Here is a 22,612-nt window from a genome sequence, read left to right as displayed (position 1 = left end):
TAAGCTTTTTGAGGTGGTTCGGCCGGACTGCTTAGGTGAAAACCTAGGCGGAGAACGGCAGGACTGACGGGCTGTAGCGCAGCTTGGTAGCGCACTTGACTGGGGGTCAAGGGGTCGCAGGTTCAAATCCTGTCAGCCCGACCGCAAGGTATGGAAAGCAAAGCCGCGGGAACTCAAGGGTTCCCGCGGCTTTTGCGTTTAAACGTTGGCCCCGCCGCTCCGGGGCGGTTCCCTGGTTCCGGGCGGGCCGTCAATGCCTGAATGATGGATCCTGCTCAATCATTCGACTGGATAAAATCCGGATCCGCGGAATCACGCGGGCAGGCACAACCGGCGAAGGGAATGATCCAGCAGAATCCGACGGTGTGCGCGGATCGCCCGAGCCTGACGCGCCGTGCTGACCTTGTTTGAAGGGCCAGAGCCTTGAAGCGACGTGACTTGCCGTGTCGTAGGCGATTTCCCAAAGCAAAGAAGGTCAGGACGGCGCACTTGCGATTTCCAGCGGCCTCAGGCCCCCTACAGCGCCCCTAGCGCTTTCACCAGTGGCTCAAGCTCCGGCACCGATTCTGCCGCGGCCAACGATTGCGCCAGGGTTTGGTCGTGCACCGGGCGGGCGGCCAGCAAAAGCTTCTGGCCGGCGTCGGTAAGCTCCGTGTAGATGCCCCGGCGGTCGTCGGCGCACAAGATGCGGGTCAGCAGCGCGCGGTCTTCGAGCCGGTTCACCAAGCGCGTGGTGGCGCTGCTGGAAAGTGCCGTGGCGCGGGCGAGTTGCTGCATGCGCATGTGCCAGCCGTCCTGGCGGCTCAAGGCGTCGAGCACTGTGTACTCGACCACCGAAAGATCCGCGGCAGCTTGCAGGGCCTTCTCCAGTGCCGCCTCGATATTCCCGTGCAGCGCAGCGAGAGTCCGCCACCCCTGCGCGCGCACCTCAACGGCGTCGTCCTTGATGCCCATGTCTCCCGAAACTCCTGCCGATCGTTGAAAGCGCAGACGCAACGCAAAGTAGTTGTTTGCGCAATTACATGGCGTGTGCAACTATATATAGAGCGTCTGCAACTAATATTCTACGGTTCTCGGCGACGCACTTCCACTCTCCCGGAAATCCATCCCCCAAAGGAGCAACAAAATGCCCGCAGGGTTGATCGCCCTTGCCCTCGGAGGATTCGGCATTGGCCTGACCGAATTCGTCATTATGGGCCTCTTGCCGGAGATTGCCACCGACTTCGGAGTAAGCGAAGCAGCGGCAGGCTGGTTCATCACCGGCTATGCGCTGAGCGTCGTTGTCGGTGCCCTCCTGGTCACGGCGGCAGTAACGCGGCTGCCCCGCAAGCCTGTGCTGATCGGACTCCTCGTCCTGTTCATCGCGGGAAACTTCCTCTCCGCAGTCGCGGACAGCTACCAGGCTATGCTGACCGGCCGCATAGTCGCGGCCCTCTGCCACGGAGCCTTCTTCGGGATCGGCTCAGTGGTCGCAGCCGGCCTGGTCCCTTCCCACAAGAAAGCCGGAGCCATCGCCATCATGTTCACGGGCCTCACCGCCGCCAACGTGCTGGGCGTGCCTTTCGGAACCTTCCTTGGCCAGAACCTCGGCTGGCGATCCACTTTCTGGGCCATCACCATCATCGGCGCCGCCGCCCTCGCCGGCATCGCCCTCCTGATCCCGCGCACCAAGGACGGCGCCGCTACCAGCAGCCTCCGCAGCGAGCTTGGCGCTTTCGCCTCCGGTCAGGTGTGGCTGTCCCTCATCGTTACGATTCTCGGCTTTGGCGGGATGTTCGGCGCCTTCACCTACATCGCCTTCACCCTGACGGACGTCTCCGGATTTGATCCCCACGCCGTCCCTTGGCTCCTCATCCTGTTTGGCGCCGGGCTGTTCGTCGGCAATATCGCCGGCGGCAAGGCGGCCGACAAGTCCATCGACAAAACCCTCGTGATCATCCTCGCGGGGCTCGTGCTGGTGCTCGTGTTCTTCGCGCTCACCGCCGCGAGCCCGGTGGCCACACTGTTCTCGCTGGCTCTTATGGGCGGCTTCGGCTTCGCTACTGTGCCGGGCCTGCAGATGCGCGTCATGCACTTCGCCACCACTGCCCCCACTTTGGCCTCGGGCGCGAACATCGGCGCCTTCAATCTGGGCAACGCCCTGGGCGCCTGGCTGGGCGGCGTCACCATCACCATGGGACTGGGTTACACCTCACCGATCTGGGCCGGGGCCGGCATCACCGTAGCAGCCCTGCTCGTGATGATCGCAGCCGCGGCAGCGGCCCGGCGCGGGGGAGGGGCGCACACCGGTTCCGAGCCGCAAGCAGCGCCCGACGTCGCGCGCGAACCTGAGGGGGCACCGCTCACCTAGGCGACGACCGGTTCTTTGGGATCAGCTTTCGCCCGCACCCCGTTTGGCAAGTACCTCACCGTTCGTCTGGCACGTGGGGCAATACTGAAGCGAGGTGCCCACGAAGGCAATCTCCCGGACGGTGTCCCCGCAGACCGGGCAATCCTCGCCGGTCTTTCCGTGCACGCGCATCGACGCTTTCTTCGCTGGCTTCAGCTCACTGGGTCCCTTGCCGGCGAGTTCATCGATCGCGCCTTGGAGGATCTCCTTCATGCTCCTGAAAAGGCGCTCTACGGCGTCGGGCTCCAGCCGGGAGGCAATGGCGACGGGCGACAGCTTCGCTGCATGGAGGATTTCGTCGCTGTAGCCGTTCCCGATGCCCGCGATGCGTTTCTGGTCCCGCAGCAGCCCTTTGACCTGCTGCCTCTTCGTGAAAAGCCGATGGAATTCCTCGAGGTCGAAGGCCGGGCTGAGGGCATCCGGCCCGAGCTCGGCTATGCCGCGGACTTCCGTGGGTTGGCGCACGATGTAAAGGGCCAAGCCCTTCCAGGAGCCATCGTCGGTCAGCGTGATCTCGTAGTCGTGCCCACTGTTCGAAAAACCCAACTGGGCTGCGAAGTAGCCCTCAGGAGAGGTTCCGGGCTGCGTATCGGAGAACTTCAGCCAGCCGTCCTTCGCGAAGCTGACGATCAAAGAGAGCGGTCCCTCCGCGGGAACCGCCTCGGGCGCGGACTTTATCGTGAAGGCGAGGTACTTTCCGTGCCGGCCGACCGAAAGTACCGTTCGCCCGACGAGCGATTCGGGGGAAACAACCGCTACTTTCAAGGCGGACGCCGATGGAAGCATGAACCGGGTGAGCTGCGACCCGGATAGCCGCTGGTCCAGAAAGTCGGCTAAAGCAGTGATTTCGGGCAGTTCCGGCATGATCGCGCTCCCTCGACGGCGTAGCAGGACTTGCGGCTCGGGTCTGCTTCCAATCATTCCAGACACCTGTGGGGAGGAGGCATGGATGTGCTTATACTTTCAGCGGTGGCCGGATGACCGGGCCGCCGTCGTGGTCCGAAATGTCCCGATGAAAGGCGACTCATGAGCAACATTCCTGCCGATCTTTCCTACACCGCCGAACATGAATGGGTCAGTGCCCCGAATGCAGACGGAGTTGTTCGCGTCGGCATCACGGACTTCGCCCAGGATGCACTCGGTGATGTTGTCTACGCCCAGTTGCCAGAGCCCGGCACCACGGTCAAGGGCAACGACGTCGTGGGTGAAGTGGAATCAACGAAGAGCGTGAGCGACATTTACGCCCCGGTGAGCGGTGAAGTTGTCTCCCGCAACGAGGCCCTCGACACTGATTCTGCCCTGATCAACTCGGATCCCTATGGTGACGGCTGGCTGTTCGAAGTCAAGCTTTCGGAAGCTGACGCCATCGAAACCCTTCTCAGTGCATCAGAGTACGAACAACAGGTAGGCTAATTGGTATCTGGCCCGCCCAGTCGGTTCTCCCCGGAACAGGGGTGCGACGGCGGCGGGCCAGCGACCTGTTTGGCCCGGCGGAACTGGGCAGATGCGTAACCGGCGGTTGACGGCAACCTCCGGCGGATGAGGAGGATTTCCATGGTTGGCGGCAAGCGGAACCACGCCCGGAACGAGCACCGTGCTGGAGAACAGCCAACCTCGGAGACCACCTCGATCCAGCTCGCTCCTGTGCGACACCACGAGCCGGACGATCGGCCGCCGCTGGCAGCAGAGGAACGCGCCGCGGTCCAGGCCTTGCCTCCGGGATCGGCCCTCCTGATTGCCCACTCCGGTCCCAACGCGGGTGCCCGTTTCCTTTTGGACTCTGACGTCACTACTGCTGGCCGCCACCCGGATGCGGACATCTTCCTCGATGATGTGACAGTTTCGCGCAAGCATGTGGAATTCGTGCGCACACCCGAGGGCTTCGAAGTGGTGGACACCGGCAGCCTCAATGGCACCTACGTCAACCAAGACCGGGTGGATAATGTCCTGCTGAAGAACGGCAGCGAGGTCCAGATCGGGAAGTTCCGCCTCACCTACTACCTGAGCCCTGCCCGCGCAGCAGGCCAAGACTGATTCCGGATACGCCTGTGGCAATGCCCCAGCCGGAACGGCGAGGACCGCAGGTCCTCAACATTGGGGAAGTCCTCGCTCAGCTCAGCGACGACTTTCCCACCATGACGGCGTCCAAGATCCGTTTTCTTGAGGAAAAGGGACTGATCAATCCGAAGCGCACGCCTGCCGGGTACCGGCAATACGCCGAGAGCGACGTCGAACGCCTGCGCTTCGTGCTGGCCCTCCAGCGTGACCAGTACCTGCCGCTGAAAGTCATCAAGGATTACCTGGACGCGATCGATCGCGGCGAGCGTCCCGAAAACCTTCCGGCGGGGGTGTCGGTTTCCCCTCGGATTGTCTCGGACGAACTTGCGGCTGAGCTGCAGGGGCACGCACGCGCCTTGAGCGAGGAACAGCTGCGGGCGGAATCGGGGGCCAGCGTCCCGTTGTTGCAGTCCCTCCTCAGCTTCGGGCTCATCAGCCACGTCAACGGCAAATTCGACGAACACGCCCTGCAGGTTGCCCGTGCGTGTGTCCAGCTTGAGGGCCACGGTCTCGAACCGCGGCACCTCCGTCCGTTCCAAGCGGCGGCCGAGCGCGAATTCGGCTTGGTGGAGCGAGTGGTCGCTCCTCTGATGTCCCGCAAGGACGCGGCATCGCAATCCCGGGCTGCGGAAGCCGCCCGCGAAATCAGCGAACTCTGCCTCAGCCTGCATCGCGCCCTGGTGCAGGACCGTATCTCCCGTATGGACGCATGATGATTGAGGTCGAGATCGTTGGAGTGCGGATAGAACTGCCTTCAAACCAGCCGTTGGTCCTCCTGCGTGAGATGCACGGGGAACGCCATGTTCCTATCTGGATCGGCACACCCGAAGCCAGTGCCATCGCACTGGCGCAGCAAGGAGTGGTGCCGCCCCGGCCCATGACCCACGATCTGATGATCGACGTGGTGGAGGCGCTCGGCCACGCGATCATCAGCGTGAACATTGTGGCGGTCGAGGACAACATCTTCTACGGCCAACTCCAGTTCGACGACGGCACTGTGGTGAGTTCCCGCGCTTCCGACGCGCTGGCCCTTGCGTTGCGGGCGAAATGCAGGATCTGGTGTGCCGACGCGGTGATGGATGAAGCCGGCGTGCGGATCACCGAACACGACGAAGGCGAAGACGCCGAGCCGGGTCCCGAAGTCGACGAGGAACGTGAATTGCGCCGTTTCCGGGAGTTCCTTGACGATGTGGAGCCAGAGGACTTCGAAGGCTGAAGGGCGGGCTAAGGTTAAAGTTGAGGGTGAAAGTTTCGACACGATCCGAAAATCGCCCGGACGTCTTTGACCTGAGGCTTCCGCACGCCTAACGTCGAAGATATCAAGTTCCCGTTGCATACAGGACCCGCGCAAGTCACACTGAAAGGTGCGGACGCGTCGAAATTACACGAGTGCACTTCCCCTTTTCGTGTCAGTCGCCGTATGCACCATCCCCAAGGGAACTTCTGACAAGGAGGGTCACGTGAGTCCCAAAGGCGAAGCAGGCGAGCTAAAGCAGGCCTCGACAGGCATTGCTGTACCCGCAAGCGGTGCCCAGGGTCTGCTTTTCACCGAGGACCTTCCGGTCCTGGATGAAGATGCCGGCTACCGTGGTCCCACTGCTTGCAAAGCGGCGGGGATTACCTACCGCCAGCTGGACTACTGGGCACGCACAGGACTCGTTGAACCCGCAGTGCGAGGCGCCGCCGGTTCCGGATCGCAGCGGCTCTATGGCTTTCGGGACATCCTGGTCCTGAAAGTCGTCAAGCGCCTCCTTGACACGGGTGTATCCCTCCAGCAGATCCGCACGGCCGTTGAACATTTGCGTGAACGAGGAGTGGAAGACCTGGCGCAAATCACGCTCATGAGCGATGGAGCGAGTGTCTATGAATGTACTTCCGCTGACGAAGTCATTGACCTGGTGCAGGGTGGCCAGGGCGTATTCGGCATCGCAGTAGGCCGTGTGTGGCGCGAGGTCGAGGGCAGCCTTGCTGCGCTCCCGAGCGAGCACGCCGCAGAACAGTCCTTTCCCGACGACGAGCTCAGCAAGCGCCGTTCAGCGCGCCGCACCGGCTGAACCGCCGTCGGGATCGGAGCGAACAGCCGCTGAAGACCAATGAAGCCGCCTTCCAACAGGAAGGCGGCTTCATTGTTTTTCTCGGCGCGGAACGGCCGCTGCCTGCAGATTCTGCGTCAGCGCTTGCGGCGTTCCCGCGTGCCGTTGTTCGAGGACAGCATGTTCTCCAGAAGCGAGTCAAAAAGCTTCGCGGTGTTCTTTGCGGAGTCGCCGGGCCAGTGATGCACGGCATGTGCCGCGCCCTGGATTTGCTGCCAGTTCGCCTGCTCCGGAATATGCGGTGCCAGCAAAAGCTCGCCGAACATCGATTCCATCTCGGCGAGCCGGAACGTGTGCTCGGAGGAGGCGGGCCGGACCCTGTTGGCAACAATCCCTGCCGGAGCCAGCTGGGGAGCGAACTCCTGGCGGAACAGTTGGATGGCGCGCATGGTGCGTTCGGTGCCGGCCACCGAGAAGAGCCCTGGTTCGGCGACGAGGACAACGCGGTCGCTCGCGCTCCAGGCCATGCGGGTGAGTCCGTTCAGCGACGGGGGACAGTCGACGAGCACCAGCTCGTACTTTTCGGCCGGGGCAAGGACCGCAGTCAGGCGACGGAGATCGCGTCGCCCAAGATCCGGCCGATCGTAGATACCGGTGTAGGCGGACCCGACGGCGACATCAAGGGCGGACCCTCCACCATTGCCGCGCGGGTGGTCAACCCAGCCGCTGCTGACCACGTTGTCCGAGATTCTCGCCTTGCGGGGGTTTTTCAACATGCGGCCAATGTCGAGCTGGTCGCCGGCCCGGACGCCGAGGGCCGTGGTGGCATCGGCGTGGGGATCCAGGTCCACAACAAGGGTGGGGATGCCTGCCGCCAATGCGGCCGAGGCTAGCCCTGTGGTTACGGATGTCTTGCCCACGCCGCCTTTAAGGCTGCTGATGCTGACTACTTGCACTTGAAAACCCAAAACCTAACGCCGGTTGCCGTGTCGCGGTGCTTGCGTTCCGGCGTTGCCGGAACCGGGGCTCTGCCGCTGCCCTTCAACATCATATGTTGACTGGCCCCCGATTCCCGCCTTATCGGCCCGGCACGGCTTGGGCCGCCTGTAGCCGATCATCTTTTAGCAGGTGAAACTGCATCCTGCGCGAAGGTACACTGCTCGTGACGAATTCCTGTGTGACTGTCACCACAAAGATTTGTGTTTGGGTATGGAGGTCTTACACACTGTGACCACCGACCGTTACACCCGCAATGATGCAGGAGAAGCATGTTTTCCAAGATTCTGGTGGCTAATCGCGGCGAGATCGCGATCAGGGCCTTCCGCGCTGGCTATGAACTCGGCGCCAAGACCGTAGCGGTCTTCCCGCATGAGGATCGCAATTCGATCCACCGGCAGAAGGCCGACGAGGCCTATCTGATTGGCCAGGAAGGTCATCCGGTCCGTGCTTACCTGGACGTGGACGAAATCGTCCGTGTCGCCAAAGAAGCGGGCGCAGACGCAATTTACCCGGGCTACGGATTCCTGTCCGAAAACCCGGACCTCGCCCGTGCGGCCCAAGAGGCAGGCATCACATTTATCGGTCCTCCGGCGGAGGTGCTGGAGCTTGCCGGCAACAAGGTAGCCGCACTCGAAGCAGCGCGCAAAGCCGGCGTGCCGGTCTTGAAGTCCAGCGCACCCTCCCGCGACATCGACGAGCTTATCGCCGCAGCGGACGAGATCGGATTCCCGATTTTCGCCAAGGCCGTTGCCGGTGGCGGTGGCCGCGGCATGCGCCGGGTGGAGAATCGTGAAGACCTTCCGGACGCCCTGCAGTCAGCCATGCGCGAGGCGGACGCTGCGTTCGGCGATCCCACCATGTTCCTGGAGCAGGCTGTGCTGCGTCCTCGTCACATCGAGGTGCAGATCCTGGCCGATGCCGAGGGCAACGTCATGCACCTTTTCGAGCGCGACTGCTCCCTGCAGCGCCGCCACCAGAAAGTCGTGGAAATCGCTCCGGCACCCAACCTGGACGAGTCCATCCGCCAGGCCCTCTACCGGGACGCCGTGGCTTTCGCGAAGGCCCTGAACTACGTGAACGCCGGAACGGTCGAGTTCCTCGTGGACACCGAGGGTGAACGAGCCGGCCAGCACGTCTTCATCGAGATGAACCCGCGCATCCAGGTTGAGCACACCGTCACCGAGGAAATCACGGACGTGGACCTCGTCCAGGCACAGATGCGCATCGCATCGGGGGAGACCCTTGCAGATCTCGGCCTGAGCCAGGAGACGGTAGCCATCAAGGGTGCCGCCCTGCAGTGCCGCATCACCACGGAAGATCCCGCCAACGGTTTCCGGCCCGACGTCGGAAAGATCACCGGCTACCGTTCCGCGGGTGGCGCGGGTGTCCGTCTCGACGGCGGCACGGTCTACTCGGGTGCCGAGATCAGCCCGCACTTCGACTCCATGCTGGTCAAGCTGACCTGTCGCGGGCGCGACTACCCGGCCGCGGTTGCCCGTGCCCGGCGCGGCCTGGCGGAGTTCCGCATCCGCGGCGTGTCCACCAACATCCCCTTCCTCCAGGCCGTCCTTGCCGACCCGGACTTCATTGCGGGCAACGTGGCCACCGACTTCATCGACAAGCGACCTGAACTGCTTAAGTCGCACGTCTCCGCGGACCGCGGAACCAAACTGCTGACCTGGCTGGCGGATGTCACGGTGAACAAACCCAACGGCGAACTCAAAGTCCATTCGGACCCGGCATCCAAGCTTCCTTCGGTTGCCGGAATTGTTGCGCCGGCCGGCTCACGCCAGAAGCTGCAGGAGCTGGGCCCGGAAGCCTTCGCGAAGGCGCTGCGCGAGCAGCAGGCGGTGGCCGTCACGGACACCACGTTCCGCGATGCCCACCAGTCGCTGCTTGCCACCCGTGTCCGCACCCGCGACCTCGTCGCGGCCGGCCCTGCGGTCTCCGCGCTGCTGCCGGAACTGCTGTCAGTCGAAGCCTGGGGCGGTGCAACCTACGATGTCGCGCTGCGCTTCCTCGGCGAGGATCCTTGGGACCGGCTGGCCGCCCTGCGCAAGGCCCTGCCGAATGTCTGCCTGCAGATGCTGCTTCGCGGCCGCAACACGGTGGGCTACACGCCCTACCCGGAGGAAGTCACCGAGGCATTCGTCAACGAGGCGGCGGCAACCGGCATCGACATCTTCCGTATCTTCGACGCCCTCAACGACGTCAGCCAAATGGCACCGGCAATCCGCGCGGTGCGGGCCACCGGAACCGCGGTAGCGGAGGTAGCGCTCTGCTACACCGGCGACCTCCTTGACCCGAACGAGAAGCTGTACACCCTCGACTACTACCTGGACCTGGCCCAGAAGATCGTCGACGCCGGTGCGCACATCCTCGCGATCAAGGACATGGCCGGTCTGCTTCGCCCGGCGGCCGCCGCCAAGCTTGTCAGCGCCTTGCGTGAACGCTTCGACCTTCCGGTCCACCTGCACACGCACGACACGGCAGGCGGCCAGCTGGCCACCCTGCTCGCAGCCGTGGAAGCCGGCGTGGACGCCGTCGACGTCGCTTCTGCGTCCCTCGCCGGGACGACGAGCCAGCCGTCCGCCTCTGCCCTTGTGGCGGCCCTGGCGCACACCCCGCGCGACACCGGGCTCAGCCTGGCCGGCGTCAGCTCCCTGGAGCCCTACTGGGAAGCGGTCCGCCGGGTGTACGCGCCGTTCGAGTCGGGCCTTCCCGGTCCCACAGGCCGTGTCTACCAGCACGAAATCCCCGGCGGCCAGCTGTCCAACCTGCGCCAGCAGGCCATCGCGCTGGGCCTTGGCGAGCGTTTCGAGGCCATTGAGGACATGTACACCGCCGCGGACCGCATCCTGGGCCATTTGGTCAAGGTGACGCCGTCCTCCAAGGTGGTGGGCGATCTCGCGCTGCACCTTGTGGGAATCCATGCGGATCCCGCGGACTTCAACGAGAACCCGCAGAACTACGACATTCCGGATTCCGTCATCGGCTTCCTGTCGGGTGAACTGGGCGATCCTCCCGGAGGATGGCCGGAGCCGTTCCGCACCAAGGCGCTCCAGGGCCGCAGCATCAAGGTCCGCGACGTGGAACTGAGCGCCGAAGACAGTGCGGCGCTCAAGGGCGATTCGAAGCTGCGTCAGCAGACCCTGAACCGCTTGCTGTTCGCAGGTCCCACCAAGGACTACCTCAAGAGCGTCGAGACCTATGGAAACCTTTCGGTCCTCGATACTCGTGACTACCTGTACGGTCTGCAGCTCGGTGCCGAACACGTCGTGGAGCTCGAAAAAGGCGTACGCCTGATTGCCTCCTTGGAAGCCGTTTCGGAGCCCGACGAGAAGGGCATGCGCACCGTTTTGTGCAAGCTCAACGGCCAGTCCCGCCCCGTAGTGGTTCGCGACAAGTCGGTCGTCAGCAACGTGAAGGCTGCGGAGAAGGCGGATGCGTCCCAGCCGGGCCAGGTCGCGGCGCCGTTCGCAGGTGCCGTGACCCTCACCGTCAAAGCGGGCGACGCCGTCAAGGCCGGCGATACTGTCGCCACCATTGAGGCGATGAAGATGGAGGCATCCATCACGACGCCGGTGCCCGGCAAGGTCTCGCGCCTTGCCATCAACAACGTGGAGCAGGTCCAAGGCGGCGATCTGTTGATCGTGGTCGAATAGCCGCTCTCGCCGCCGCGGAGCGCACAGCAAGGTCCCGGGCCGTCAGGCCCGGGACCTTGCTTTTTGCTTGCCGGATGCTTCCGGCGTGAAGTGCTTCGGGGTGGAGTGTTTCGGGTGGAGGGTCAGGACGCCTTGGGCGCCGAGTACATTTCCTCGATCACGGCGTCGAAGTCCTTCATGACCTGGGCGCGCTTGACCTTCAGCGACGGCGTGAGGTGGCCGGAAGCCTCGGTGAAGTCGGACGGCACAATCCGGAACGACTTGATCGCCTCCGCATGGGAGACGGACTTGTTGGCGTGGCTGATGAGTTCCTGGACGGCGGCCCGGACGAGGGCGTTGTCTGCGGCATCGGTGATCGTCGTGGAGGAGGGGAGGCCGTGGCGCTCGAGCCATCCGGGCAGGGCTTCCTCGTCGAGGGTGACCAGCGCGCCGATAAAGGGCCGGTTGTCGCCGATGACAAGGACTTGGGACACCAGGGCGTCTGCACGGATTTGGTCCTCCAGCAGGGCAGGTACAACGTTCTTGCCGCCGGCTGTGACGATGATTTCCTTCTTGCGGCCCGTGATCTTCAGGAACCCTTGCTCGTCCAGTTCGCCGATGTCACCCGTGCGGAACCATCCGTCCACGAAGGTCTCCGAGGCGAGGTCCTCCCGCTTGAAGTAGCCCTTCATGACGCAGACGCCCTTTGCAAGGATTTCGCCGTCGTCGGCGATCCTGACAGCATTGCCGGGGAGCGGGGCTCCCACCGTGCCGATCTTGATCAAGGACGGTGTGTTGACAGTGATGGGGGCCGTGGTCTCGGTCAGGCCGTAGCCTTCAAGGATCTGCAGGCCGATACCGTGGAAGAAGTGGCCGAGGCGTTCGCCGAGCGGGCCGCCGCCGGAGACGGCGTGGCTGACCTGGCCGCCCATCGCGGCGCGCAGTTTCCCGTACACCAAGCGGTCGAAAACTGCGTGCTTGACCCTGAGCACCAAGCCGAGCGATCCCGACTGCCGCGCCTTGGAGTAGGCGATCGCGGTGTCCACTGCTTTGTGGAAGATGGCGCCTTTGCCACCGTCCTCCGCCTTGGTAAGGGCCGAGTTGAAGACCTTCTCGAAGACGCGGGGAACCGCCAGGATGAACGTCGGCTGGAAGCTCTGCAGGTCCGCCAGCAGGTTCTTGATATCAGGCGTGTGTGCCACTTTGGCGCCGGCAGCGACGGCAAGGACCGAGATGAAACGCGCAAAGACGTGGGCCAGCGGGAGGAACATGATGGTCTTGGCGTCCTCATTGACGACATTGCCGAGGGAGGCCAGTGCGTTCTCGGAGAGTTCCACGAAGTTGCCGTGCGTGAGTTCGCAACCCTTGGGACGTCCCGTGGTACCGGAGGTGTAGATGATGGTGGCGACGTCGGCCAATGCCGCGCTGCTGCGGCGCGCCTCGAGTTCCTGGTCGCTGACACCGCTGCCGGCGGTGCGGAGCACGTCAAGTCCGCCACCTTCGAGTTGCCAGACATGGCCGACGGAGTCGAGGCCTTCCGCATTGACCGCCTGGCGGATGACGTCCTCGTGGTGTGCCGACTCGGCGAAGGCCGCGACCGCGCCGGAATTGCCGAGGTTCCAGGCCACTTGCGACGGCGATGACGTTTCGTAGATCGGCACGGAGATGCCGCCGGCAAACCAGATGGCGAAGTCCACGAGCGACCACTCGTAACGGGTCCTGGACATGATGCCCACACGGTCGCCCACGCCGACTCCGCTCGCGATGAGGCCTTTAGCCAGGGCCGATACGTCCGTGAGGAAGTCTGTTGCCCGGATGTCCTCCCATTGGCCGCTGCTGTTGAGCTTGGCAAACAGTGCAGGGTTGGACGGGTCCGCGGCCTGACGAACCACGAAGTCCGTGATGTTGGTTTCGGGGGCAACATTCACCAGGGGCGGAACACTGAATTCACGCACGATAGCTCCTTCGATATCAACAGACCATTGCGGGGCTGCTCTAACTCTATACGGCCCGGTAATGGGTGTGTCGCAATTCACCTTACTTAAGTTACTGATGAGTAACTTTACGTGAAGCGCGGGATTCCGCCAATGCCGGCGTGGGCACTCCGCCAGCAGGGCTTGCATGTCAGTACATATGCGGCACTCGGAATAAGATGTCGACATGCCACTGAATTCATCCAACGACCAGAGCCCGGCAAGAGTTCGGAAGATGTCCTGGTCCGGTTCGGCCGCAACCCGCCGCCGCCCCGGCTCGACACACGGTGGCCCTCGTTGGGAGTCGGTGCCCTGGGCCGCGCGCCATTCGCATCTCGGCCGCAGGGGGCTGGCAATCGGGATCGACATCGGCGGCACCAAAGTGGCAGCGGGAGTTGTGGATCCCGCGGGCCGCGTAATCGAGGAAGCGCGGCGCTCCACGCCGGGCAATGACGCCCGCGCAGTAGAGCGCGTCATCGTGGAGCTTGTCCAGGAATTGGGCAGAAGCCACCGGATTGCCTCTGTGGGAATCGGAGCCGCCGGTTGGATGGATCTCGACGGCGGCACGGTGCTGTTCAGCCCGCATCTCGCCTGGCGTAATGAGCCGCTGCGCGAAAACCTGCAGAGCCTGTTGCGGCGTCCGGTCCTCGTCACCAACGACGCCGACGCTGCCGCCTGGGCCGAATGGCGCTTCGGCGCAGGCCAGGGCGAGAGCCGCCTCGTCTGCATCACCCTCGGCACGGGCATCGGTGGTGCCATGGTCATGGACGGGCGCGTGGAGCGTGGGCGTTTCGGCGTAGCGGGGGAGTTCGGCCACCAGATCGTGGTGCCCGGCGGCCATCGTTGCGAATGCGGCAACCGCGGCTGCTGGGAGCAATATGCTTCCGGTAACGCGCTCGGCAGGGAAGCCCGGGAACTGGCCCTGCGTAACTCACCGGTTGCCTTCGAATTGCTCAAGGCTGCCGGGGGCTCCCCAGCGGACATCACCGGGGTCACCGTGACGGAGCAGGCAAGAGCCGGGGATTCCGCTTCCATGGAGCTGTTGGAAGAAGTGGGACACTGGCTCGGGCTCGGCCTGGCAAACCTGGCGGCTGCCCTTGACCCGGGGACGTTCGTCATCGGCGGTGGGTTGTGCGACGCCGGTGAGCTACTTGTGGGCCCCGCGCGGACATCGTTCACCCGGAACCTCACCGGCCGCGGTTTCCGTCCCGCGGCCGACATCAAGCTGGCCGCACTGGGACCGCGGGCCGGGATGATCGGTGCAGCCGACCTATCCCGGGTCAGCGGTAGGGCGCGCGGCTAGTCCGAGCCTCTCGGCGATTCGAAGCGAGGCAACTCGAGGTGAGGGAGTCCAGGATGAGGGAGCCCGAGGTGAGTGAGTCCAGGGTGAGGGAGCCGGCTCAGACGCGGGCGCCGTCGTCGTTCTCGTCCTTTTCCTGGGGCAGCTTCATGATGAGGTAAACCACTGAGGCGAGGAAGATCGCCAGAATGCCCATCACCGCCAGGAGCGGCGCGGAGCGCCAGAACATGGCGATGAAGAGCAGCGCAAGCGGGCCGCCCACGGCTCCGAGCCATGCGAGCATGGTCAACGGTTCGGTGCCGGCCAGGCTCGGCGGGTCCTCCGGCACGAACCCGTTCTCGTCCTCGACGTCGTAGTCACGCGGACCTGAGGCTCCGCTGCCCTCCCCGCTGCCCGTGGGTTCTTCCGCGGCGCCTCTTTTCGACATTCCAGCCAAGCCAAGGGGGTCGAAGTCCTGGAAGGAACGGGACGACGAGCCGCCTGGAACGTTGTCCGGCGCCGAACCGGGCTCTGTTCCTGAATCGCGTGCGGGCTCCTCCGGTGCCGGCGCCTCGTCCAGCGCCGACGACGGCATCGACTCAAGCCGGGCCACCAAATCGAGCCAGACGGCGTCGTCGTCTTTGTTGGCACTCTGGTCGGGGGAATCGGGCCCCGGCCTATTCATGGGGTGAATCCCGGAGCTCGGTGCCGGACGGCATGGCCGGAGCGGAACTGCTTGCCAGTCCTGCCATCGTTTTCCTGATGAACTCCGCCGACCCCCGGAAGATGTCCGAGGCATCGTTGTCCAGCGTGGCCACGTGGTAGCTGTTCTCCAAGGTGCTGACCTCCAGGGGTGCTGTGACCCGGTCCGACAACTGTTTGACGCTTCGAGCCGAAACCACGTGGTCCACAGAGGAACGGAAGACGCGTATCGGTGCCGAAATCCGGGGGAGCAGGGCGACGGTGTCCTTATACATCTTTTTCAACTCATGGGCCGCCGCGACCGGTGTCCGGGGGTACGCTCCCTCGTCCACGCCTGGTTTGAGGATGTCGTTGGCAATGGCCGGGGTGGATTTCATGACGTATTTGAGGACGCCAACCACGGCGGCACGGGGATCATCGATCACCAGTCCCGGATTGACGACCACGGTACCGGCCACGGGCCGCGTAGCCGCGATCCGAAGAGCCAGGGTCCCTCCCATCGACAGGCCGGCGGCGAAGACGAAGTCGCACTCGGCCTGGAGCTCGAGATACGCCGCATCCACCGCATGGTGCCACTCCTGCCAGCGCCGCGTAGCCATGTCCTGCCAAGTGGTGCCATGGCCCGGAAGGAGGGGGAGGCGGACGGCGTAGCCCTCCGCCGCGAGGTACTCGGCCCAGGGGCGCATGCTGTGCGGGCTGCCAGTGAAGCCGTGGCTCATCACGACGCCGATGCTGGGTCCACTGCCGGTGAAGTCGCTGGCGTACGGCGAGGGATCGGGGAGAGGGTTCATGATGGCTCCGAGGCTATTGAAGTTGGCGGCACTGCTTTCCGTGATGAGTCCATCGTGTCACTGTTCGGGACTTTTCTCACTGGAGTAGGGTGGCTTCTGAATGCGGGCCGGGACCGTCCGGACGCCTTGCAGACGCCGCCCCGGAGAGGAACCAAAGTGTTCTATTGGGTCATGAAACGGATCTTTTTGGGTCCGCTTCTCAAATTGCTGTTCCGCCCTTGGGTCAAGGGCCTTGACAATGTTCCCCAGGATGGCGCCGCGATTCTCGCTTCCAACCATTTGTCCTTTTCAGACTCCATCTTCATGCCGGTGATGGTGCCCCGGCGCGTCAGCTTCCTCGCCAAGTCCGAGTACTTCACGGGCACAGGACTGAAGGGCAGGCTGACGGCCATGTTCTTCCGTCTCACCAACCAATTGCCCATGGACCGTTCGGGCGGGGCTGCGTCCGAGTTGTCCTTGCAGGCCGGGAGGGACGTGCTGGCCTCCGGGGGCCTGCTGGGCATCTATCCGGAGGGGACCCGGAGTCCCGATGCCAAGCTCTATAAGGGCAAAGTCGGGGTCGCCAAACTTGCACTCCAAACCAGGGTGCCAGTTGTTCCCGTAGCGATGATCGGCACGGAGAAGGTCCAGCCCATCGGCAAGCGTTTGCCAAATATCCGCCGTATCGGGATCATTTTCGGCCAAGCGATGGACTTCAGCCGGTACTACGGCCAAGAAGAAGACTATTCCGTTCAACGGGCCGTGACCGACGAAATCATGTACGAACTCATGCGGCTCTCGGGGCAGGAATACGTGGACGAATACGCCTCAGTCGTCAAGCAGCGAATGGCGGGGCAGCTGCCCGAGCCGGCGGCCGGAAGCGCAGCGAATCCGGCCGGGGCCGGTAACGGAGGAGGGATCCGGCCCGCTGACGGTTCCGGGCCGGACGGCGACGGGCCAGTGGCCGGGAAAGTGTGACGGCCCGGGAATAACGGTTACGGGAGCGGTGCCCCGAACCGGGGGCAAGGCAACTACTCTTGGAGAGTGACTGAGCTATCCGCGAACCCCGCACCGTCCGTGACCGGCCCCCTGACCAGTTCCCTGGGCAGCCCCTTGACCAGCACCGCGCAAAGCGGCGCGGCAAACTATCCCGGCTTGGACGACTGGCGCCAGCTGCCTATCTCGCAGCAACCCACGTGGACCGACAGGGGCGTTTTCGATGCCGCCGTCAAGGAACTTTCCGGGCTTCCGCCGCTGGTCTTCGCGGGCGAGGTCGACATATTGCGCGAGCGTTTGGCCGCGGCAGCACAAGGCAAGGCATTCCTGCTTCAAGGCGGCGATTGCGCGGAGACTTTCGAGGACGCCACAGCCGACAAGATCAGTGCACGGGTCCGCACCATCCTGCAGATGGCGGTTGTCCTCACCTATGGCGCGGCCATGCCTGTCATCAAGATGGGCCGCATGGCCGGCCAGTTCGCCAAGCCACGCTCGTCGAACGAAGAAACGCGCGACGGCGTGACCTTGCCCGCCTACCGCGGCGACATTGTCAACGGCTACGATTTCACCCCGGAGTCCCGCGCCCACGACGCCAGCCGCATGCTGAAGGCCTACCACACCTCGGCTTCAACGCTGAACCTCATCCGCGCCTTCACACAGGGGGGCTTCGCCGACCTTCGCCTGGTGCACCTCTGGAACAAGGGCTTTACCGAGAACCCCGCCCATGCCCGCTACGAATCGTTGGCGCGGGACATCGACCGTGCCATCAAGTTCATGGCATCCTGCGGTGCGGATTTCGAAGCCCTCAAGCGCGTGGAATTCTTCGCAAGCCACGAGGCATTGCTGCTGGACTACGAGCGTGCCCTGACGCGCATCGACTCCCGCACGGGTCTTCCCTACGACACGTCCGGGCACTTCCTCTGGATCGGGGAGCGCACGCGTGAACTCGACCACGCGCATGTGGACTTCCTGTCCCGCGTGCGCAACCCGATCGGCGTCAAGCTCGGTCCCGGGACCTCCGGGGACGACGCGTTGCGGCTCATTGACAAGCTGGACCCGAACCGCGAGCCCGGCCGCCTCACCTTCATCACCCGGATGGGTTCGAAGAACATCCGCGAGAAGCTGCCCGCCGTCGTCGAGAAGGTCACTGCCTCCGGCGCGCAGGTTCTCTGGGTCACGGACCCGATGCACGGGAACACCGTCACCTCGCCGAACGGGTACAAGACCCGCAACTTCGACGACGTCGTGGACGAAGTCCGCGGGTTCTTCGAAGTCCACCACGGGCTGGGTACCGTTCCCGGTGGCCTGCACATGGAAATGACCGGCGACGACGTCGCGGAATGCCTTGGCGGGGCCGATCCCATTGACCAGGACGCCTTCCTCGACCGCTACGAGTCTGTGTGCGATCCGCGCCTGAACCACATGCAGTCCCTCGAGATGGCATTCCTCGTCGCTGGAGCCCTCACCAAGCGTTAGTCCGGCGGCCGTCCTACACGACGGTCAAAGTGACGACGGAGCCCTCCGGGGCGTCGCTGTCGACGGGGTTCTGGTCACGGACAGTGCCGAAGAACCCGCCCAGGATGTTGTTGATCTTGACGTCGAATCCGAGCGACTCCAAGGCTTTGCGTGCGGCGTCGGCCTGCTTGCCGATGAAGTTCGGGACGTGCACCATTTTCGGCCCCTTGGACAAGGTCAACGTGACGACGTCGCCGCGGACCAAGGTGCCGTCGGCAGGCGTCTGGCTGACCACAGCCCCCGCGGGGACCTTTTTGTCGTTGACGGGTTCCGGCGCAATCTTCGCGGTCAGCCCGGCGTCGTTGATCGCTTGGACGGCTGCTTGCTGGGTCATACCGCGGACATCGGGCACCGGGAGCGGCTGCGGTCCCTTTGACACCACCAACGCCACGGGGGTGCCGTGCCGGACCGCGGTGTCCTGGGGCGGGGACTGGGAGATAACAGTGCCTGAAGGCACATTGTCGTCATACTGCTCGGTGACTTTGCCGAGGGCCATTCCCGCCGCGTTCAGGGCATTCTTTGCCTGGTCGAGCGTCAAGCCCGACATCGCGGCAAGCGGAAACAACTGCGGCCCCTTGGAGACGAAGAGGGACACCGTTTGGAACTTCCGGACCACTTGGCCGGACGCGGGCTCCGTTCCAACTGCCAAGCCGGCTGTGACGTCATCGTCGAACACGTCTTTTGGCTCGGACTGGAAGCCTGCGGTTCTCAGCAGCTGTTGTGCCTCCGCAACAGTCTTGTTCCTGGTGTCCGGAATGGTTCCGGGCGAGCCGGGGCCCATGCCGAAGAACCAGCCTGCCGCAGTGGCCAGGATCGCCAGGACAATTACGACAACCGTCCAGATCACCGCCCGGCGGCGCGGATTGCCTTCCCGCAAAGAGCGCGACGGCGTGGCCGCCGCCCGGGCGCGGTCCTTCTCTTCCTGGCGCTCCATCCGCTTGAGGTCGCGTTTGCTCGCCGGGGTTCGTGCCCCGGCCTCGGGTTCACGGTCCTGTGGCACCTGGAGGTCGAAAGCCGCCGCGCCGGGGGAGAACCCCGAGGGTGGAAGCACCGTGGTTGGATTGCGCTGGCTGGAGAGGATCTCCGTCGGGCGGCCTATCCGCTCCAAGGGCTCCGTACGTTCGGCATGGAAAGGGGCGACCACCGCGGTTGCCCCGTCCGCTTCATTTTGCGCTTCCGGCGTTGGCGCCTTGGCGGCCGGCGGGTTGATGTCCAGTTGCGCGTCGCTCAAGGTTGTACGGATATGCCGCAGTTCCGACAAAAGTGCAGAACCGTCCACAGGACGCTCTTCGGGTTCCTTCGCGGTGCACCACTGGACGAGTTCGTCGACGTCCGCGGCAAGTCCTGGCACGGCGAGGGACGGCGGGGCGACGGCCGCGTTGACGTGTTGGTAGGCAACCTGGATGGGAACGTCGCCGGCATAGGGTTGGCTCCCGGTAAGCATTTCGTAAAGCATGATGCCGGTGGAGTAGATGTCGCTCCGGGCGTCCGCGGCTTTGCCGAGGACGAGTTCCGGAGCCAAGTACGCGACCGTGCCGATCAAGGCGCCGGTGCTGGTTGTGGCGGTGACCGCCCGGGCCAAGCCGAAATCGCCCACCTTGATGCGGCCGTCGTCGGCGATGAGGACATTCTCCGGCTTCACGTCGCGGTGGATAAGCCCCGCGGCGTGGGCCGCTGCGAGACCTTCGATGACGGGGTCGATCAGTGCAAAGGCCAGCCGGGGCGGGAGCGCAGCCTTCTCGTTGAGGACGTCGCGCAGCGTGCGGCCTTTGATGTATTCCATGACGATGTACGCAATGTGGCCGTCCTGGCCCTGGTCGAGGACCCCTACGACGTGCGGGTGGGAAAGGCTGGCCGCGGCCCGGGCCTCACGCTGCAGCCGGTCGAGGAAATTTTGGTCATTGGCCAGGTGCGGATGCAGCACTTTGAGCGCAACGTCGCGGTCGAGGCGCTCGTCCGTGGCGAGGTAGACGGTCGACATCCCGCCGCCTGCAAGGCGCGACCGCACCAGGTAGCGCCCGTCCACGAGGGATCCGAGGAGATGGTCCGAAACTTGTTCCTGCACTCTACGATCCTAATTGAGCAGAACATTGAGCAGAACATTGAGCAGAACTCGGGCAAAAACACGGGCCCGGATCGACATGCGATCCGGGCCCGTGGAATCTCGAGGTGACTTAGCTGAAGCTCTTCTTCAGGGCCAGGATCGAGGCGACATAGGCCTTGGTGTCGTCGTACATGCCGTGCTTGCTCACAGAGTACTGGCCCTGGTAGTAGCCGGCGATCGCGGTGTTCAAGTCCTTGCTCGTGTTCACGAGCGCCCGGATGATGGCCACACCGGCGGTCACGTTGTCATAAGGGTCCAGGATGTTCAGCTTGCGTCCCACCAGCTGGGAAGCCCACTCGCCGGAAGAAGGAACCACCTGCATCGTGCCGATGGCGTTGGCGGGAGAGACCGCACGCTGGTTGAATCCGGACTCCTGGTACGCGAATGCCATGGCCAACGACGGATCCACGCCCATCCGACGAGCGGTATCGGCCACGATCGCCTTCATCTGGGACGTGCTGGGGACCGGGGAAGCGTTGAGCAGGGCCTTGTTCGCATTGGCCGAACTGACCACCGCGGCCGGGTAGGTGTAGCCCAGGAACGTGCTCGGAACCAAGGGGGTGCTGACGGGAGCCTGGGCGGGGGCCGGGGCCGCAGAAGCGCCTGGGATGACGAGCTTCTGCCCCGGGTAAATGATGCTGCTCATTGACAACTTGTTGGCCGAGAGCAGTGATGACAGGGAGACGCCAACGCGGGCTGCGATGCCGCCCAGGGTGTCACCTGACTTGATGGTGTACGAGCCGGTGTTGGCGAGCGCCGGTGTTGCCGGCGCGGCAGCACGGGCGGGGGCGGCCGGGGCCGGCGCGTTCGTTCCCGAACCCAGCTTGATCTTCTGTCCCGGGTAGATGATGGACCGGCCATTGAGGCCGTTCCAACTGAAGACGTCGGACAGAGCCACGCCGTGGCGGGCGGCAATGCCGCTCAGGGTGTCCCCGGGGACCACGGTGTAGGTGGCCGCGGACGACGACGGCGCCGGGCTGGGTGCCGTCTTCGGCGCGGGTGCCGGCGCACTGGGGGAGGTCCCGGAACCGGACAACTTGATCTGCTGTCCCGGGTAGATGATGGTGTTGGCCGAGAGCCCGTTGAGCTGCAGGACGGTGTTGGTGTCCAACCCGTAGCGGGCGGAAATGCCGCTGATGGTATCGCCCCGCACGATGGTGTACGTGGCCGGAGCCGACGGTGCCATGGGCTGAATGGCAGCCGGGATAGTCGCGGCGACCGCGGACGCGGGGATGACGTTTGCGGCGACAGTCGAGGCCTCTGCCTGGGCCTGCATGGCTGCAGCCAAGGATGCGGGGAGCTTCTGGGTTTTTACCCCCGGAAGCGCAGTTGCCGGCTGGGCGATTGCCAATGAAGAGAGCATGACTGCGGGCAGTGCCGCCGTGGTGGCCGCAATTATGGGCATGCTCGTTGTCTTCTTGGGCGAGCGGGGCGTCGTCATGGGAGCAATCCTCATCTCAGCAGCGGATGTCGGGGATACCGCTGTTGCCAGTGTTACTAAAGTTAGTAGTGATGCAAATGTGATCAATGCGAATCTCTCACATTTTTCGATTACGCACAAGAAATCCCGGCTCATTCGATTCCTGGGCAATTCGAGGACACAAATTCCGGCCCGGCTCTCCGTCTGGCTAGGCGCGAAGCGCGCGGGCGTGGCAATCTTGATCCGTGAGTAATGTAGAAAGCCTCGTTTCCGAATGGCTGCCGCTGCCCGATGTAGCAGAGCTGCTGAACGTTTCAATCACCAAGGTCCACGGTCTTCTGGATGAGCGTGCAGTGGTGGCCGTGAGGGTGGGCGAACGCAACATCCGTTCGATTCCTGCCCTCTTTATCCAGGACGGTCATGTGGTGGATAGCCTGAAAGGCACCATCGCAGTGCTTGGCGATGCCGGGTACACGGATGAGGAGCTCATTGCGTGGCTTTTCACTCCGGATGAGTCGCTGCGTGGCCGCCCTGTCGACGCGCTCCGCGAAGGGCGCAAAACTGAAATCCGACGCAGGGCTCAATCGCTTGCCTGGTAAAGGTCTCCTGCCTTAAATACAGTGGTGGGGGGGGGGGGGGGGGGGGGGGGGGGGGGGGGGGGGTTGGATTGGTTTGTTTTGTGTTTAAAGTTTTTTTTGTAGGTTTTGTGGAGGGGGGGGGGGGGGCCGGG

19 protein-coding genes and 1 tRNA gene are annotated in these 22,612 nt (G+C 64.1%); 12 read left to right on the top strand and 8 right to left on the bottom strand.

Annotated elements, in window-relative coordinates; genetic code table 11:
- Positions 1-67 precede the first annotated feature (67 nt).
- Positions 68-141: transfer RNA gene (locus J2S96_RS18725), tRNA-Pro, on the top strand.
- A gap of 375 nt (positions 142-516) precedes the next feature.
- Here the strand turns inward: J2S96_RS18725 and J2S96_RS18720 are convergent.
- Positions 517-954, bottom strand: coding sequence for a MarR family winged helix-turn-helix transcriptional regulator (locus J2S96_RS18720; RefSeq protein WP_306866891.1), 438 nt, complete (start codon positions 952-954; stop codon positions 517-519).
- 172 nt (positions 955-1,126) lie between these two features.
- On the opposite strand from J2S96_RS18720, the gene J2S96_RS18715 reads away from it, so the two are divergent.
- A complete protein-coding gene (locus J2S96_RS18715) occupies positions 1,127-2,350 on the top strand; it encodes an MFS transporter (protein WP_306866888.1) in 1,224 nt (407 codons plus the stop codon).
- 21 nt (positions 2,351-2,371) lie between these two features.
- Here the strand turns inward: J2S96_RS18715 and J2S96_RS18710 are convergent, their stop codons facing one another.
- A complete protein-coding gene (locus tag J2S96_RS18710) occupies positions 2,372-3,253 on the bottom strand; it encodes a DNA-formamidopyrimidine glycosylase family protein (protein ID WP_306866885.1) in 882 nt (293 codons plus the stop codon).
- 162 nt (positions 3,254-3,415) lie between these two features.
- Here J2S96_RS18710 and gcvH point away from each other — a divergent pair, with 162 nt between their 5' ends.
- The 5 genes from gcvH (at position 3,416) to J2S96_RS18685 (ending at position 6,501) form a co-directional block, all read left to right on the top strand.
- Positions 3,416-3,802 (top strand): glycine cleavage system protein GcvH, encoded by a 387-nt coding sequence (gene gcvH / locus J2S96_RS18705; RefSeq protein ID WP_306866882.1) that lies wholly within the window; start codon positions 3,416-3,418, stop codon positions 3,800-3,802.
- A gap of 141 nt (positions 3,803-3,943) precedes the next feature.
- Positions 3,944-4,423 carry an FHA domain-containing protein gene (locus J2S96_RS18700; protein WP_306866879.1) on the top strand — a complete coding sequence of 160 codons (480 nt, stop codon included), beginning with the start codon at positions 3,944-3,946 and terminating at the stop codon, positions 4,421-4,423.
- A gap of 20 nt (positions 4,424-4,443) precedes the next feature.
- Complete coding sequence (gene ftsR, locus J2S96_RS18695) at positions 4,444-5,160, top strand: transcriptional regulator FtsR (RefSeq protein ID WP_306866965.1); 717 nt, start codon at positions 4,444-4,446, stop codon at positions 5,158-5,160.
- On the top strand, positions 5,160-5,663 hold the full coding sequence (locus tag J2S96_RS18690; RefSeq protein WP_306866963.1) for a bifunctional nuclease family protein: 504 nt from the start codon (positions 5,160-5,162) through the stop codon (positions 5,661-5,663). The genes ftsR and J2S96_RS18690 overlap by 1 nt, the downstream gene beginning before the upstream one ends.
- Positions 5,664-5,907: 244 nt before the next feature.
- Positions 5,908-6,501, top strand: a complete 594-nt coding sequence (locus tag J2S96_RS18685) for a MerR family transcriptional regulator (RefSeq protein ID WP_269996843.1) — start codon at positions 5,908-5,910, stop codon at positions 6,499-6,501.
- A gap of 116 nt (positions 6,502-6,617) precedes the next feature.
- On the opposite strand, the gene J2S96_RS18680 is transcribed toward J2S96_RS18685, so the two are convergent.
- Positions 6,618-7,436: a ParA family protein gene (locus J2S96_RS18680; RefSeq protein ID WP_306866876.1), complete on the bottom strand. Its 819-nt coding sequence runs from the start codon at positions 7,434-7,436 to the stop codon at positions 6,618-6,620.
- Positions 7,437-7,748: 312 nt separating this feature from the next.
- Here J2S96_RS18680 and J2S96_RS18675 point away from each other — a divergent pair, with 312 nt between their 5' ends.
- The gene (locus J2S96_RS18675; protein ID WP_306866875.1) at positions 7,749-11,144 is read left to right on the top strand and encodes a pyruvate carboxylase; all 3,396 of its coding nucleotides are present in this window, start codon (positions 7,749-7,751) and stop codon (positions 11,142-11,144) included.
- Between the two features lie 122 nt (positions 11,145-11,266).
- On the opposite strand, the gene J2S96_RS18670 is transcribed toward J2S96_RS18675, so the two are convergent.
- Positions 11,267-13,078 (bottom strand): AMP-dependent synthetase/ligase, encoded by a 1,812-nt coding sequence (locus J2S96_RS18670; protein ID WP_306866873.1) that lies wholly within the window; start codon positions 13,076-13,078, stop codon positions 11,267-11,269.
- Positions 13,079-13,283: 205 nt separating this feature from the next.
- Here J2S96_RS18670 and J2S96_RS18665 point away from each other — a divergent pair, with 205 nt between their 5' ends.
- Positions 13,284-14,399, top strand: a complete 1,116-nt coding sequence (locus tag J2S96_RS18665) for an ROK family glucokinase (protein WP_306866871.1) — start codon at positions 13,284-13,286, stop codon at positions 14,397-14,399.
- A 97-nt stretch (positions 14,400-14,496) separates the two neighbouring features.
- Here the strand turns inward: J2S96_RS18665 and J2S96_RS18660 are convergent, their stop codons facing one another.
- Both J2S96_RS18660 and J2S96_RS18655 read right to left on the bottom strand, forming a co-directional pair.
- Entirely contained in the window at positions 14,497-15,060 is a 564-nt protein-coding gene (locus J2S96_RS18660; RefSeq protein ID WP_306866869.1) for a hypothetical protein, read from the bottom strand.
- Positions 15,053-15,868: an alpha/beta hydrolase gene (locus tag J2S96_RS18655; protein ID WP_306866866.1), complete on the bottom strand. Its 816-nt coding sequence runs from the start codon at positions 15,866-15,868 to the stop codon at positions 15,053-15,055. The genes J2S96_RS18660 and J2S96_RS18655 overlap by 8 nt, the downstream gene beginning before the upstream one ends.
- 156 nt (positions 15,869-16,024) lie before the next feature.
- Between J2S96_RS18655 and J2S96_RS18650 the strand changes: the two genes are divergently transcribed.
- Positions 16,025-16,825, top strand: coding sequence for a lysophospholipid acyltransferase family protein (locus tag J2S96_RS18650; protein WP_306866863.1), 801 nt, complete (start codon positions 16,025-16,027; stop codon positions 16,823-16,825).
- Between the two features lie 66 nt (positions 16,826-16,891).
- Positions 16,892-18,319 carry a class II 3-deoxy-7-phosphoheptulonate synthase gene (locus J2S96_RS18645; RefSeq protein ID WP_370873160.1) on the top strand — a complete coding sequence of 476 codons (1,428 nt, stop codon included), beginning with the start codon at positions 16,892-16,894 and terminating at the stop codon, positions 18,317-18,319.
- A 13-nt stretch (positions 18,320-18,332) separates the two neighbouring features.
- Here J2S96_RS18645 and pknB read toward each other — a convergent pair whose 3' ends face one another.
- Both pknB and J2S96_RS18635 read right to left on the bottom strand, forming a co-directional pair.
- On the bottom strand, positions 18,333-20,423 hold the full coding sequence (pknB, locus tag J2S96_RS18640) for a Stk1 family PASTA domain-containing Ser/Thr kinase (protein WP_306866861.1): 2,091 nt from the start codon (positions 20,421-20,423) through the stop codon (positions 18,333-18,335).
- A gap of 109 nt (positions 20,424-20,532) precedes the next feature.
- On the bottom strand, positions 20,533-21,903 hold the full coding sequence (locus tag J2S96_RS18635; RefSeq protein WP_306866858.1) for a LysM peptidoglycan-binding domain-containing protein: 1,371 nt from the start codon (positions 21,901-21,903) through the stop codon (positions 20,533-20,535).
- Between the two features lie 224 nt (positions 21,904-22,127).
- Between J2S96_RS18635 and J2S96_RS18630 the strand changes: the two genes are divergently transcribed.
- Positions 22,128-22,481, top strand: coding sequence for an Rv2175c family DNA-binding protein (locus tag J2S96_RS18630; RefSeq protein ID WP_236816870.1), 354 nt, complete (start codon positions 22,128-22,130; stop codon positions 22,479-22,481).
- Positions 22,482-22,612: the final 131 nt, after the last annotated feature.

This window comes from Arthrobacter bambusae (assembly GCF_030812595.1).
GTDB classification, from domain to species: Bacteria; Actinomycetota; Actinomycetes; order Actinomycetales; family Micrococcaceae; genus Arthrobacter; species Arthrobacter bambusae_B.
Note: the sequence above shows the minus strand (reverse complement) of the source record. Positions and strands in the feature narration are given on the sequence as shown.